Annotated in this window: 12 protein-coding genes; 9 read left to right on the top strand and 3 right to left on the bottom strand. The window is 38.7% G+C overall.

The window, feature by feature from the left end; translation table 11 throughout:
• Window positions 1–84 precede the first annotated feature (84 nt).
• Window positions 85–2073, bottom strand: coding sequence for an acetate--CoA ligase (gene acs / locus QU01_RS00255; RefSeq protein ID WP_033761301.1), 1989 nt, complete (start codon window positions 2071–2073; stop codon window positions 85–87).
• 197 nt (window positions 2074–2270) lie between these two features.
• Between acs and QU01_RS00250 the strand changes: the two genes are divergently transcribed.
• Together QU01_RS00250 and hsrA are read left to right on the top strand one after the other, a co-directional pair.
• Window positions 2271–3383: a metallophosphoesterase gene (locus QU01_RS00250; RefSeq protein ID WP_033761299.1), complete on the top strand. Its 1113-nt coding sequence runs from the start codon at window positions 2271–2273 to the stop codon at window positions 3381–3383.
• Window positions 3384–3723: 340 nt separating this feature from the next.
• Window positions 3724–4395: a response regulator-like transcription factor HsrA gene (gene hsrA / locus QU01_RS00245; RefSeq protein ID WP_033761297.1), complete on the top strand. Its 672-nt coding sequence runs from the start codon at window positions 3724–3726 to the stop codon at window positions 4393–4395.
• Window positions 4396–5186: 791 nt separating this feature from the next.
• On the opposite strand, the gene QU01_RS00240 is transcribed toward hsrA, so the two are convergent.
• Window positions 5187–6230 carry a 3',5'-cyclic-nucleotide phosphodiesterase gene (locus QU01_RS00240; protein WP_033761295.1) on the bottom strand — a complete coding sequence of 348 codons (1044 nt, stop codon included), beginning with the start codon at window positions 6228–6230 and terminating at the stop codon, window positions 5187–5189.
• A 30-nt stretch (window positions 6231–6260) separates the two neighbouring features.
• Window positions 6261–8462, bottom strand: coding sequence for a flagellar biosynthesis protein FlhA (gene flhA / locus QU01_RS00235; RefSeq protein ID WP_033761294.1), 2202 nt, complete (start codon window positions 8460–8462; stop codon window positions 6261–6263).
• A 136-nt stretch (window positions 8463–8598) separates the two neighbouring features.
• Between flhA and rpsO the strand changes: the two genes are divergently transcribed.
• The 7 genes from rpsO to ylxH all read left to right on the top strand — a co-directional run bounded on the left by rpsO (window position 8599) and on the right by ylxH (window position 14652).
• Window positions 8599–8871 (top strand): 30S ribosomal protein S15, encoded by a 273-nt coding sequence (gene rpsO, locus QU01_RS00230; RefSeq protein ID WP_033761293.1) that lies wholly within the window; start codon window positions 8599–8601, stop codon window positions 8869–8871.
• Between the two features lie 29 nt (window positions 8872–8900).
• Window positions 8901–10229: an O-antigen ligase family protein gene (locus QU01_RS00225; protein WP_033761292.1), complete on the top strand. Its 1329-nt coding sequence runs from the start codon at window positions 8901–8903 to the stop codon at window positions 10227–10229.
• Window positions 10230–10319: 90 nt separating this feature from the next.
• Window positions 10320–10823 carry a type II 3-dehydroquinate dehydratase gene (aroQ, locus tag QU01_RS00220; protein ID WP_000699284.1) on the top strand — a complete coding sequence of 168 codons (504 nt, stop codon included), beginning with the start codon at window positions 10320–10322 and terminating at the stop codon, window positions 10821–10823.
• A 13-nt stretch (window positions 10824–10836) separates the two neighbouring features.
• Window positions 10837–11910, top strand: coding sequence for an aminopeptidase (locus QU01_RS00215; protein ID WP_033761291.1), 1074 nt, complete (start codon window positions 10837–10839; stop codon window positions 11908–11910).
• Window positions 11910–12398: a 2-amino-4-hydroxy-6-hydroxymethyldihydropteridine diphosphokinase gene (gene folK, locus QU01_RS00210; protein WP_001885540.1), complete on the top strand. Its 489-nt coding sequence runs from the start codon at window positions 11910–11912 to the stop codon at window positions 12396–12398. The genes QU01_RS00215 and folK overlap by 1 nt, the downstream gene beginning before the upstream one ends.
• On the top strand, window positions 12395–13771 hold the full coding sequence (gene flhF, locus QU01_RS00205) for a flagellar biosynthesis protein FlhF (protein WP_033761289.1): 1377 nt from the start codon (window positions 12395–12397) through the stop codon (window positions 13769–13771). The genes folK and flhF overlap by 4 nt, the downstream gene beginning before the upstream one ends.
• Window positions 13768–14652, top strand: a complete 885-nt coding sequence (ylxH, locus tag QU01_RS00200; protein ID WP_033761288.1) for a flagellum site-determining protein YlxH — start codon at window positions 13768–13770, stop codon at window positions 14650–14652. The genes flhF and ylxH overlap by 4 nt, the downstream gene beginning before the upstream one ends.
• The last annotated feature ends 4 nt before the right edge of the window (window positions 14653–14656 follow it).

The raw sequence follows: 14656 nt of genomic DNA, 5'->3' as shown, positions 1-14656 counted from the left end.
CTACACTTTATGAGAAATTACCGCTTGATTGAAATTGGGCTCTTATTATTTGGCTAAAAAACGCTAAAAAGCATTTTTTAGATTTTACTCCTCCATTTGAGCGATACTCATTATTTCTTTGACCACATTCACATCTTCTAGCGTGCTTAAATCTTGAGTGATAGGCTCTTTTTTGGCGATGGATTTCAAAAGCCTTCTCATGATTTTCCCGCTCCTGGTTTTAGGCAAACCTGGCACATACATGACATTGTCTAATTTAGCGATCTTTCCAATTTCAACGGATAAGATATGATTCATTTCTTTTAACAATTCTAAACTCTCGCCAAGATTGCATTTAGCCCCATCGCACAGCACTACAAACGCAAACAAGCCCTCTCCTTTAATCGTATCAGGGATACCCACTACCGCGCATTCAACCACCATTTCATGTTTAGAAATAGCGCTCTCCACTTCAGCCGTGCCGATCCTATGCCCACTCACATTCACAATATCATCTGTGCGCCCAATAATAGTGATGTATCCGTTTTCATCCACGATAGCGCCATCTCCAGAGAGATAGACATATTCCCCATTCAACTTGATCTGAGAAAAATAGCTATCAATGTATCGTTTTTCATCGCCCCAAATGTTTCTTACCATAGAAGGCCATGGCTTAGTGATGCATAAAAACCCTTGCTCTCCGGGCTTTGTTTTGATGCCGTCTTCGTTTAAAACTTCTGCATGGATTCCAGGCAAAGGTAAAGTTGCACAACTGGCCCTTATAGGCGTAGCTCCCGGTAAAGGGCTGATGATATGCCCGCCTGTTTCTGTTTGCCACCAAGTATCCACGATACTGCATTTTGAGTTACCGATTTTTTCATAAAACCATTTCCATGCCGTAGGGTTAATGGGCTCTCCTACCGTTCCTAAAACTTTGAGTGACTCTAAATTATACTTTAAGGGTTCGTTTTCGCCTTTGGCATGCAGCATTCTTATAGCGGTGGGGGAAGTGTAGAATTTATCCACGCGGTATTCTTCTATCATCCTCCACCATCTCCCATAATCCGGATAAGACATCGTGCCTTCTAGTATCAAAGTTGTCGCCCCACAAGCTAAAGGTCCATAAACCACATAAGTGTGCCCTGTGATCCAACCAATATCAGCGGTGCACCAAAAATTATCGTTATCTCTAATATCAAAAACCCACTCCATCGTCATTTGTGCCCATAGCAAATACCCTGCACTGCTGTGTTGAACGCCTTTAGGCTTTCCGGTTGATCCGCTTGTATAGAGCAAGAATAAAGGATCTTCAGAGTCCATCATTTCAGGTTCGCATTTATCGGATTGGTAATTGACCATTTCATTATAGACAAAATCGCGCCCTCTCACATAGTCAATCTCTTTGGCGTTTCGTATCACAATGAGCGCTTTTTCCACGCTAGGGCAGGCGTTATTTTCTAGAGCCTTGTCAAGGGCTGGCTTGAGCATGTAAGGTTTGCCTTTTCTAAAAGTCCCGTCCGCTGTGATAACTAATTTAGCTTGAGTGTCGTTGATCCTATCCCTTAAGGCTTCAGGGCTAAACCCAGCAAAAACGATGCTATGGATCGCTCCAATCCTAGCGCATGCGAGCATCATATAAACGCTTTCTACAATCATGGGCATATAGATAATGACCCTATCGCCTTTTTTGACATTGAATTCGTTTTTTAAAAGGTTGGCTGTTTTATTGACTTCAGAGTGGAGTTTTCTGTAAGTGATGACATTATAATCCCCCATTTCCCCTTCAAAAATGATCGCCACTTTATTTTTTTTGTCTTTTAAATGCCTGTCTATGCAATTGTAAGAAACATTGATTTTGCCGTTTTCAAACCATTTGAAAAAAGGGGCGTTATCGCTGTTTAAAACCTTATCAAAAGGTTTAAACCATGTGAGTTTTTGCGTGGCTAACTCGCCCCAAAAATGTTCATAATCTTCATTGGCTTCATGCACTAAATCTTTATATTCGCACATGTTTTTAATCCTGGCTTGCTTGGCAAACGCTCTGTTAGGGTTAAAGACTTTTTTAGCGAATTCTAAATCTTCGTCTAATTGCATTATATCTCCTTTCTATGGCTTTAAGCGCATTTTTTATTATTGTATCCAAACTCACACTCTTTTTAAAGGGAGGGATACTTTTCTCTTTCTGTGTGGATTGAGACTGATAAAAAAGGAAATAGCACGATGAAACCTAAAGGGAGCATTAGCGTTAATATGCTAATATAGTAGAACATTATGACTACAAAAAGGGTGGTATGCTGATCTCCATAGCGTTTTTATTGGTTTTGTGTCTTTTAAATTATAGTTCTTTTAGGATGTTAAAATCGTTTTTAACCTTAAAAAAAATCTCTCAATACGCTTATTTGGGGTTTTTTATCCTTTTGAGCATAGGCGAGGTGGCTTTTGCTTTTTATAGAAATAACATGCCTAGCCATTTGTTTGTTTTGACTTCGGCGTGTTCGTTTGTATCTTTTATTATTTTTATCCTTTCTTTAAGTTTTTACGGGTTTTCTCACTCTGTAGAAAAAATAGATTTTTTGTACTCAAGGCGTAAAAGTTTAAAAAACTTTTTAAAATTGGGGTTTTATCTAGCGTTATTAGGGTATTTTTGGCGCGGGTTTTATGAAGGGTTGGCCCGCCCTAAAATCAAAGAAACCCCTATTTATTTGGATAAGCTGGATAAAGAATTAAAGATTATTTTACTCACAGACATGCATGTGGGGAGTTTGTTGCAAAAAGATTTTGTTGATTACATTGTAGAAGAAGTCAATCAAAAAGAAGTGGATATGGTGCTGATTGGGGGGGATTTAGTGGATGAAAGCATTGAAAAAGTCAAATCTTTTTTACTGCCCTTAAACAACCTTAAAAGCACGCATGGCACTTTTTATGTGCCAGGAAACCATGAGTATTATCATGGCATAGAGCCGATTTTATCGTTTCTTGACACGCTTAATTTGACGATTTTAGGGAATGAGTGCGTGCATTTAGGGGGGATCAATTTGTGCGGTGTGTATGATTATTTCGCAAGGAAGCGTCAAAATTTTGCCCCTGATATTAACAAAGCTTTAAAAAAGCGTGATAGTAGTAAGCCCACGATCCTTTTGGCCCACCAACCTAAGCAAATTAGAAGCCTCAAAGAAAGCCACTCTGTGGATTTAGTGCTTTCAGGGCATACCCATGCAGGGCAAATCTTTCCCTTTAGCCTTTTAGTCAAGTTGGCGCAAACCTATTTACATGGTTTATACAAGCACAGCCCCACCACTCAAATCTATGTGAGCAGTGGGGCAGGGTATTGGGGGATTCCTTTAAGGTTTTTAGCCCCTAGCGAGATCGCATACCTTAGGCTTTTACCTAAAAATCAAGCTTAGTTAAACAAAATCTTAAAATCGTAATCAAGCGGTTAAAAACAAGGAGTTAAAAAACAACCGCCAAGACAAAGGGAAAGGAGGGGGAGGTGACCCTTCAATCTTAGCGGTGCCAACCAGACCATAAGGAATGGTTGGATTTGTAATTATACAATAAAATGGTGATTTTTAGCAAATGATTTTAAAAATTATCCATAAAAACGCTCAAAGGCATTTTTTATAACCAATAACTAAGGGCTTGATTTTAATCAAGCGATAACTTTTATTAATATTTTCTTAAACTAATTTAAAATTATGATATAATCAGTGTTTGAATTACTCTTAAATGCAGGAGTCATACACCATGCGCGTTCTACTGATTGAAAAAAATTCTGTTTTGGGTGGAGAAATTGAAAAGGGCTTAAATGTTAAAGGCTTTATGGCTGATGTAACAGAGAGTTTAGAGGATGGGGAATATCTTATGGATATTAGGAACTATGACTTGATTATGGTTAGCGATAAAAACGCTTTAAGTTTTGTTTCTAGAATCAAGGAAAAGCATTCTTCTATTGTTGTTTTAGTTTCTTCTGATAACCCTACAAGCGAAGAAGAAGTCCATGCGTTTGAGCAGGGTGCGGACGATTATATCGCTAAGCCTTACCGCAGCATTAAGGCTTTAGTCGCAAGGATTGAGGCTCGTTTGAGGTTTTGGGGTTCTAATGTGATTGAAATTGGGGATTTGACCATTAGCCCTGATGAAGAAAAGATTATTTACAAGGGGCGTGAAGTTGAAGTTAAGGGCAAGCCTTTTGAAGTGCTTACCCATCTTGCTAGACATAGGGATCAAATCGTTTCCAAAGAACAGCTTTTAGACGCTATTTGGGAAGAGCCTGAAATGGTTACCCCTAATGTCATTGAAGTGGCTATCAATCAAATCCGCCAAAAAATGGATAAACCCTTGGGGATTTCCACGGTTGAAACCGTGAGGCGCAGAGGCTATCGTTTTTGCTACCCAAAACCGGCGTGTGAAGAGTAAATTCCGTGGTTTGCTAAAAAATAGATTAGAATGAGGGTGTGGAGCGGGTAAAATCAAATATTTTAATAACGATAGTAGAGGCACTCATATCATGTTGGTGTTTAGCTAGAGGGCATAATCATTTTATCTGCGATTAGTAGGGTGTTTTGGTTAAAAAAAACACTCAAATAAATTCGTATCAATTCATGGATTTAAATATTTATCAAAATACAAACTTTGGCTCCGTTTTCATTGGATATTGAAAAAGTCTTATTTTTGTGGGATTTTTATGGGATACAAGAAAAATACACAAAGAAAACGCTAGCTAAACCCTAGCTTGCACTAAAATTTTAGTATAGTGGCGTTGTGAGAACCATTAAAACTATGATTGCTAATAGTAGTTTCATGGTTGGTTATTTCCTTTTTAAGATAGCCGCTCACTATACCCCAAACCCTAACATGCTCCAAATACCCGCAACAAAAAACAATAAAATAGAGAGATAACTTAAAATGATTATTTGCGTTGGCGTGATGATAATTTAAAAAACCTAAAAATACTAAAAAAGCATTTTTTACAACCAAATTATTAAGAGAGCTTGATTTTAAGCAAGCGATAGTTTTTTAAAAAAGCGGTTTTTGGGGGTTAGGGGGATTTAGTTGGAGGTTTGATAGGGGGAGAATTATTTTAAAATATCTTCTATCCTTAAAGAAATGAGTTTATACAAAATGATAGAATGAAAATTTTTAAACTTTCCAAAAAGAGTTTTTAAACTCTTTTTAGCTTTTGTTAGCTTTTTGCAAACAGCTTATTTTTAAGCGTTATTAAAGATTTCTTCAATTTGTTCTTTAATATCCCTATAATTGAAACTCTCCCTAAAGCCATCAATCTTGCCTCCGCTTGCATTCCTATGCCCGCCCCCATTAAAACACATTTGACTGAGTTCGCACACATCGCAATTCCCATTCGCCCTTAAGCTCACATTCCCTTTAGCGTTCACATCCATATAAAAATCAAAATCCGGATTTTGCGTTAAAAAAAGGTTAGCCAACACGCTAATACCCCCCATAGAATAACTTAAAAACCCTTTTTTATCCTGGTAATAAACGCTGCAATCATGCTTTTTTAAAGAGAGCAAATGCGTTTGTGCGTTTGAAGAGATATTGTCCATCGTTTCTGTATCAGGGTCGCCCCCCAGAGCGATTTTTTTAAGCCTGAACAAATCGTTATCGTAGGCTACAGGGGCATTTTCTAAAAACAAATAGTTTTTAACTTCTTCTAAAAGCTTTAATTTATAATCGCGGTTCTCATCATCAAACATGAAACGATTCAATTCAGAGCTTTGAGTGATCATGCGCATGCACACCTTGCCTAATTCAAAGCCATAACCTTGCGTGTCCCAAATATCCACAGAATTGACCATTTCCACCAAAGGCTCTAGCCATGTTGTGTTTTTTGGCTCTAAAAGAGCGTAATGCTTTTTCAAAAATTCATACACGATTTTAGTCGCGCAACGGTTCGTGTCTAAAAAATACCAATGGAAACTCTCAGCCACTTCCTTACCGCTGATGTGGTGATCCAAAAGCTGGATTTGAATGTTTTTATTTTGCAAGCGGTGTTCTTGGATTTTATCTTGCAAATACTCTGCTTCATTTAAATTCAAATTCAAATCGCTAATCAAAATAAGGAATTCACTCTCTTTAGACTGAGCGATCGCGTTTAAAATCTCATAAATTCTCGCTGAGACTTCACGCCCGTAATTAGCGTTATAGCATTGGATATTTTTAAAAAATTGTTTTGAAACAAGCTGGCATGCATAGCCGTCTAAATCAATGTGTGAAAGGTGGTAAACTTGCATTATTCTCCTTTTTTATTAATTATTTATCCATTAAAAGTTAATATGGATCGTGCCTAAGGCTTCAAAATTGGAGTTAGGATCTAATTCCGCATGGCTTAGCACGACCACATCAATCCTGGCCTGCTCCATTTGATTGGAAAGGGCTTTTCTTAAATTAGGCTCTACGATCAAAATCACCGGAGCGATCCCTTTTTGCAAGACTTTCATGGCCTCTTCAGAGACCGCTTCAATGAGTTTTTGCAATTCGCTCACATTGAGTAGCAGGCTCTTAGAAGTGCCATTTTCTCGCAATTTATTAAGCAAAAATTGTTCGCTATCGGTAGAAAAGGTTAAAAATTTCAAACGACCGTCCTCAGATTTAAAAGCGTTAGTGATCACCCTAGAAAGTCTCGCCCTCACTTGTTCGGTTAAGATATTCACATCGTTTTGAACCAATGGGGCAATATCGGTAATCGTTTCTAAAATAGTGAGCATGTCTTTAATGGGGATTTTTTCATGCAACAAGGCTTGCAAGACTGAGCGGATCGCACCGGTGGGGATTTTTTTACTCTCTTCTACAATCGTAGGATAGTCTTTAGCCAAGCGCTCTAAAAGGGATTTCACTTCATCTTTAGTGATAAAATCTTCAGCGTATTTTTTCACTAATTCACTGGTGTGTGTCGCAATAACGGTGCTTGGATCAATAATGGTATAGCCTTGAATAATGGCTTCTTCTTTGTTTTTAGTTTCAATCCATAAAGCGTCCATTCCAAAAGCCGGCTCTTTAGTAGGAATGCCTTCAATTTCTTTATTCACAAAGCCGGTATTCATGGCTAAAAACTTATCTGGCATCACCATGCCCTCACCAATCACAATGCCCTTAAGCTTGATTTCATAATGCGTTGGGGGGAGCTGTAAATTATCCCTGATCCGGATTTGAGGCATCAAAAAACCATAATCGCTCGCTATCTTTTTTCTAATACCCCTAATCCTTTCTAACAAATCGCCCCCTTGTTTCATGTCCGCTAAGCTGATGAGCTGATAGCCTAAAGCCAATTCTAAAAATTCAATTTTTAACACTTCATCAATGGCTTGCTCTTCTTCTCTTTTAAGCTCTTCTTGGGTTTTAGTCCTTGTGGTGGGGGTGTGGGGTTTGATTTTGGAGCTGTGGGGTTTTTCGCTCAAATCCAAGCCGAATTTTTGACTCAAATAATTTTCTAATTTAGTGAGTAATCCGTCTTTTCCCTCCCTGCTAATCAGCCATGCGATGAATAAAAAGAGTGTCCCTACAAACGCTAAAGAAAAGGTAGGGAGTCCAGGAATGGTGGCAAAAAGCAATAAAATCGCCCCCACAATCACTAAAGTTTTGCTTTTATTGGTGAGCTGTGTGATGAGTTTAGAAGCAAAATCTTCTTCTTCGTTTTGCGTGGTGCGAGTGGCGACGATACCGGTCGCTGTCGCAATAATTAAAGCAGGGATTTGCCCTACAAGCCCATCGCCAATGGTTAGGATAGTGAAAGTGCTAGCGCTAAAGCTCAAACTCATATCCCTTTGGAACACGCCCACTAAAAACCCTCCAATGATATTAATAAGCGTGATGATAATAGAAGCGATCGCATCGCCTTTGACGAATTTAGACGCGCCATCCATCGCGCCATAAAAATCCGCTTCTTGGCTTAGAGCGGCGCGCCGTTTTTTGGCTTCCTTATCATCAATAAGCCCTGAGTTTAAATCCGCATCAATCGCCATTTGCTTTCCTGGCATAGCGTCTAGAGCGAATCGTGCCCTAACTTCAGTAACCCTAGTAGAGCCATTAGTAACCACCAATAAATTCACTAGCACTAAAATACTAAAGATAATCGCCCCAATCACATAATTCCCGCTCACGCTAAATTCCCCAAACGCCGTGATAATATCGCTCACCGCGCTAGGCCCTTTATAGCCTTGCGTTAAAATCATTCTAGTGGTGGCGACATTTAAAGCCAAGCGGTATAAGGTTACAATGAGCAATAAAGTGGGGAAAGCGCTAAAATCAGTCGGCTTGTCAATATAAAGCCCAATTAAAATAATCAACACCGATAGCGCGATAGAAATCGTGAGTAAAAAATCCAACACAAAAGGCGGTAACGGCACGATAATGATCGCTAAAATAGCGATCACAAAGATCACAAGGGCTAAGTCTTTGGATTGCAAAAAGCGTTTAAAGACAGGGAAAGTCTTTTTAAAAGCTAATTTGGAGCGTTTGTTTGCCATAATCTAAAATCGATGCCTTAATTTTGGTAGGTGTGTTTGTCTCTTAATTATAATATAAAGTTTAAAAGTATGACACAAAAAAGCTTATTTTACGCTATAATGCGATCTTTATTAAATTACCAATTAGGAGGTCGTTATGGCTTTGAATCTGGAAAAAAAACAAGAAATCATTAAGGCGTTTGCCACTAAGGAAAACGATATGGGTTCTTGTGAAGTGCAAGTGGCGTTGTTGAATGAAAGGATCAGGCTTTTAACCGAGCATTTAAAGGCTAACCCCAAAGATCATTCCAGTCGTTTAGGGCTTTTAAAATTAGTCGCTCAAAGACGCAACTTGTTGAAATACATCAAACGCACTAACCATGCGCGTTATGTGGTTTTGATTGAAAAGTTAGGCATTAAAGACAGATAATTTTATCGGTTTTAGGGTATGGCGAGTTTGTGTTGAAAGAGCGTTTGAAGGCCTTTTTTAGTGCGGACTCTATTTTCACTTTAATTTTTGCCCTTTTTTTTCTCACTTCGTTTAAAAAGCCTTTAACTCAAGTCTTATTGATTGTTTTAATGGTTTTTTTGTTTTTTAGGTGTTATTTCCAAGCGTCTTTGAAAGAGACCTTTAGAGTCCATCATCTAAAAACAATGCCTTTTAAATGGCTCACTCTGGCTTTTTTAGGCGTGTTTTTAAGCATCTTCCCTAACATGTTTAACATGTATGATAGCCAAACTTTCCGCTACAATTTATTCGCTCTAAACATGTCCTTAACTTACGCTTGCGGGGCGTTATGCTTGCTTTTTGCGAGCCGTTTAAGAATCAAATTGAATCAAAAAATCCTTTTTTACAGCATGGCTGTTGCAAATTTCATCAACGGCTTGCTTTCATTGGTGCAAAAAATTTATTTTAACATGCCCAGAGCGCAAGGGTTTAGCACAGTTAAAGAGTATGTGGTTTTAGTGAGCGTGTCCATTTTAGGCTGTTATATTTATGCACTTTATTCGCAAAATCAAAAAGAGAAAAATTTTTTCACCCTTTCTGTTTTCGTGGGGTTCTTAGTCGTTATTTTAAGCGCTACAAGGAGCGCGACAATCGCTTTTGTTATTACTTTTTTAATCCTTTCTTGCTTTATTTTATACGCCAAAAAATCGCTCAAACCATTGGGTTATATGGTGGTTGTGAGTCTTATTTTGAGTGCTTTGTATGTGGGGAGTAACGCTTTAGAAAAAAGGGGGGCAATAGAGCAATCTAGGGTTCAAAACCAAACCTTTGAAGAAGATTTAAAACGCTACGCTAAAAAGGACGCTGATAGCAGCATCGGGTGGCGTTTGGAGCGCTGGAAAGAAGCCCTAACGGTTTTGCGTTTAAGGCCCTTTTTTGGTATGGCCGCTAGCGAGAAATGCCAGAGGTTAGAAGAGATTTTATCCTTATCAAAGTCTTATAGAGCCAAAGATTTGATTCTTTGTTATGAAAGATACGACAATCAAATCATTCATGTTTTAGCCACTAGGGGGATCATAGGCTTTTTGATCTGGCTCTTTTTTTTATTAGTTATTGTAAAGATTTTTTGGAGCGGGATAAAACAAAATTCTTTAATATCGCTCTTTATATTAACGACACTCGCTTTTTATCTCATTTTTGGCATTGGGTTTGACCCCTTTGATTTCTTCATTACGGGAAGTTTTTTTGTAGGAATGGTCATGATGGCTGTTTTTGTAAAAAAGATAAAAGCGCTTTTTAGCATCAAAGAGTTTGATATTAGTCAAGCGGTAGTTTCTTGACAATGCGTTCTTAGGGGGATTTAAGGGGTAAGATAAAAACTTATGCTATAATGTGGTCTCATTCCATATTCAACAAGGAGAAATAAATTAATGAAAATTTTAGTGATTCAAGGGCCTAATTTAAACATGTTAGGACACAGAGACCCAAGACTTTATGGCATGGTAACCTTAGACCAAATCCATGAAATCATGCAAACTTTCGTGAAGCAAGGCAATTTAGATGTGGAATTAGAGTTTTTTCAAACCAATTTTGAGGGCGAAATCATTGATAAAATCCAAGAGAGCGTGGGCAGCGATTATGAAGGGATTATCATTAACCCTGGAGCGTTTTCGCACACTTCTATTGCGATTGCAGATGCGATCATGCTAGCGGGCAAACCTGTTATTGAAGTGCATCTCACTAACATTCAAGCCAGAGAGGAATTCAGGAAAAATTCTTACACTGGAGCGGCTTGTGGAGGCGTGATCATGGGATTTGGCCCGCTTGGCTACAACATGGCTTTAATGGCGATGGTCAATATTTTAGCCGAAATGAAAGCGTTCCAAGAAGCCCAAAAAAACAACCCTAATAACCCCATTAACAATCAAAAATAAAAGGGGGTTATCAATGAGAGAATTAGAGAGAGAATCGCATTTCACGCTTGATGAAAATGCGATGTTTTTTGAGTGCGCTTATAGTTGCGATAACGCTTTGTTTTTGCAATTAGACGATCGCTCGTTTTTTATCACTGATTCTCGCTACACTCAAGAAGCTAGAGAAAGCGTTCAGCCTAAAAATGGCGTTTTAGCGGAAGTGGTAGAGTCTAGCGATTTAGCGCAAAGCGCGATTGATTTGATTATTAAAAGCTCTGTTAAAAAGCTCTTTTTTGATCCTAATCAAGTGAATTTGCAAACCTATAAGCGTTTGGATTCAGCGATTGGCGCTAAAGTGAGTTTAGAGGGCGTGCCTAGTTACCACCGCAAAAAACGCATCATTAAAAATGAGCATGAGATTCAACTCCTCAAAAAATCTCAAGCTTTGAATGTTGAAGCTTTTGAAAATTTTGCCGAGTATGTGAAAAAGATTTTTGATGAAAAAGAATCCTTGAGCGAGCGGTATTTGCAGCATAAGGTTAAAGACTTTTTGACTAAAGAGGGGGTTTATGATCTGAGTTTTGAGCCTATTTTAGCCTTGAATGCGAACGCGAGCAAACCCCATGCCTTGCCTAGCGCGAAGGATTTTTTAAAAGCGGATCATAGCATTCTTTTGGATATGGGGATCAAATACGAACGCTATTGCTCTGATAGGACTCGCACGGCTTTTTTTGACCCTAAAGACTTTGTGTTCAAAAGGGAGCAGAGTTTCAAGGATAAAGAGCGTCAAAAGATTTATGATATTGTGAAAGAAGCGCAAGAAAAGGCTATTTCAGGCATTAGAGCGGGCATGACCGGTAAAGAAGCGGACAGCTTGGCTAGGGGAGTGATTAGCGATTATGGTTATGGGCAGTATTTCACTCACAGCACCGGGCATGGCATTGGCTTAGACATCCATGAGCTTCCTTATATTTCATCGCGCAGTGGAACCATTTTAGAAGAGGGCATGGTGTTTTCTGTAGAGCCTGGGATTTATATCCCTGGATTTTTTGGGGTGCGCATTGAAGATTTAGTGGTGATCAAAAATTCTAGGGCTGAGCTTTTGTGATGCGAGAGATCCTTACTAACCGCTTTTTCCCTAGCCTTTTTAAAAAAAGGCTTGATTTTTCTAACAGGGTGGTTTTAGGGTTGGGATCTAATCTTAAAAATCCTTTAAAAATATTAAAAAATTGTTTTTTATATTTTAAAAATCATAGTAAGATCGGGAAAATTTTTTCTTCGCCCATTTATATCAATCCTCCTTTTGGTTACACTAATCAACCCAACTTTTATAACGCTACGATTATCCTTAAAACATCTTTAAGTTTGCGCCATTTTTTTGCTCTGGTTTTTTATATAGAAAGGCGTTTTGGGCGCCAAAGGAAGCGCGATTTTAAAGACGCTCCAAGAACTTTGGATATTGATATTATCGCTTTCAACCAAGTCATTTTAAGGCAGAATGATTTGACTTTACCTCACCCTAAATGGAGTGAAAGGGATTCGGTGTTAGTGCCTTTGACTTTACAACAAATCCTTTTTAAAAAAGGGGAGTGGTGAAATTCTATACCTATAGTGGGGAGACGGCCGCTGAAGCTTTAAAGATCGCTCAAAGCCACCATGGGGTGGATACGCTGGTGTTTAAAACCCAAGAAATCCGTAAAAAAACGCTCACTTCTTCTGGGCTTTATGAAATCGTTGTGGCGGTTGAAGAAGAAAACGAAAATAAGCCCCCTAAAGCCCCCCTTATTCCAGAAAGTTTGTATGATGAAGAATTGAATGAAGAAGACGTGGTCATGCAGCTTTCAAGCACTGTAGAAGAAATGCGCAAACTCGCCGGGGTTTCATCTAATCAGCGCAACTATAGTTTTTCAAAAAATAAGACCCTTTTAGAAAAAGACGCCCCGTTAGAGGATGCGCCTTTAGAGGCTAATAAGCAGGACGCTTTATTGCAAGCCTTAAAAGATGAAGCCAACCATAAAAAAGAAAGAGAAAAAAGAGAAGTCAAACAAGAAGAAGAAATTAAAGATATCAATCTGCAACTAAGTAAAATCAGAGACAGCTTGAAACTCATTCAAAACATGTTTTGGGATGAGAAAAACCCCAATTCTGTCAATATCCCTCAAGAATTTGCAGAAATTTACAAACTGGCCAAACAAAGCGGGATGAAATCCAGTCATTTAGATGAAATCATGCAATTGAGCCTGGAATTGATGCCTTTACGCATGAGGGAAAATTCCGTAACGATCAAGCGTTATTTTAGAGAAGTGTTGCGTAAAATGATTTTGTGCCGCCCTGAAGATTTGAATTTAAGGCAAAAACGCATCTTAATGCTTGTAGGGCCAACAGGCGTGGGGAAAACGACGACTCTAGCCAAATTAGCCGCGCGCTATTCTAGAATGCTAGCGAAAAAATACAAGGTGGGCATTATCACTTTAGACAATTATCGCATTGGGGCTTTGGAGCAATTGAGTTGGTATGCTAATAAAATGAAAATGAGTATAGAAGCGGTGATTGACGCTAAGGATTTTGCTAAAGAAATTGAAGCTTTGGAATACTGCGATTTTATTTTAGTGGATACGACAGGGCATTCGCAATACGATAAAGAAAAAATTGCCGGTTTGAAGGAATTTATAGATGGGGGTTATAATATTGATGTGTCCTTAGTGCTTTCGGTTACCACTAAGTATGAAGACATGAAAGATATTTATGATTCTTTTGGGGTGTTAGGGATTGACACTTTAATCTTTACGAAATTAGATGAGAGTAGGGGGTTAGGGAATTTGTTTTCTTTAGTGCATGAAAGCCAAAAGCCTATCAGCTATCTTTCTGTCGGCCAAGAAGTGCCTATGGATTTGAAAGTGGCTACTAATGAGTATTTAGTGGATTGCATGCTAGATGGCTTTAGTAACCCTAATAAGGAACAAGCATGAACAATCAAGCGAGCCGCTTAGATAATTTGATGAATCTTAAAAACCCTAAAAGTTTTTTTGACAATAAAGGGAATACCAAATTCATCGCCATCACAAGCGGTAAGGGGGGCGTGGGGAAATCCAACATTAGCGCTAATTTAGCTTATTCTTTATATAAGAAAGGTTATAAGGTAGGGGTGTTTGATGCGGATATTGGTTTAGCGAATTTAGATGTGATTTTTGGGGTGAAAACCCATAAAAATATCTTGCATGCCTTAAAGGGTGAAGCCAAATTGCAAGAAATCATTTGTGAGATTGAACCCGGGCTTTGCTTAATTCCCGGGGATAGCGGCGAAGAAATTTTAAAATACATTAGCGGCGCGGAAGCTTTAGATCAATTCGTGGATGAAGAGGGGGTTTTAAGCTCTTTAGATTATATTGTGATTGATACAGGCGCTGGGATTGGAGCTACTACGCAAGCGTTTTTGAATGCGAGCGATTGCGTGGTGATTGTTACCACACCCGATCCTTCAGCGATTACGGATGCGTATGCATGCATTAAAATCAACTCCAAAAATAAAGATGAATTGTTTCTTATCGCTAACATGGTAGCCCAACCTAAAGAGGGCAGGGCGACTTATGAAAGGCTGTTTAAGGTGGCTAAAAACAATATCGCTTCATTAGAATTGCATTACTTGGGAGCGATTGAAAACAGCTCCTTATTGAAACGCTATGTGAGGGAGCGCAAAATTTTGAGAAAAATAGCCCCTAACGATTTGTTTTCGCAATCCATTGATCAGATAGCGGGTCTTTTGGTTTCTAAATTAGAAACCGGTACTTTAGAAATACCAAAAGAAGGTTTGAAAAGCTTTTTTAAAAGGCTTTTGAAGTATTTGGGGTAGGCTG

Source organism: Helicobacter pylori SA221C (assembly GCF_000476855.1).
In the GTDB taxonomy this organism is placed as follows: Bacteria; Campylobacterota; Campylobacteria; order Campylobacterales; family Helicobacteraceae; genus Helicobacter; species Helicobacter pylori_DK.
This window is presented reverse-complemented; position numbering and strand designations above follow the sequence as displayed.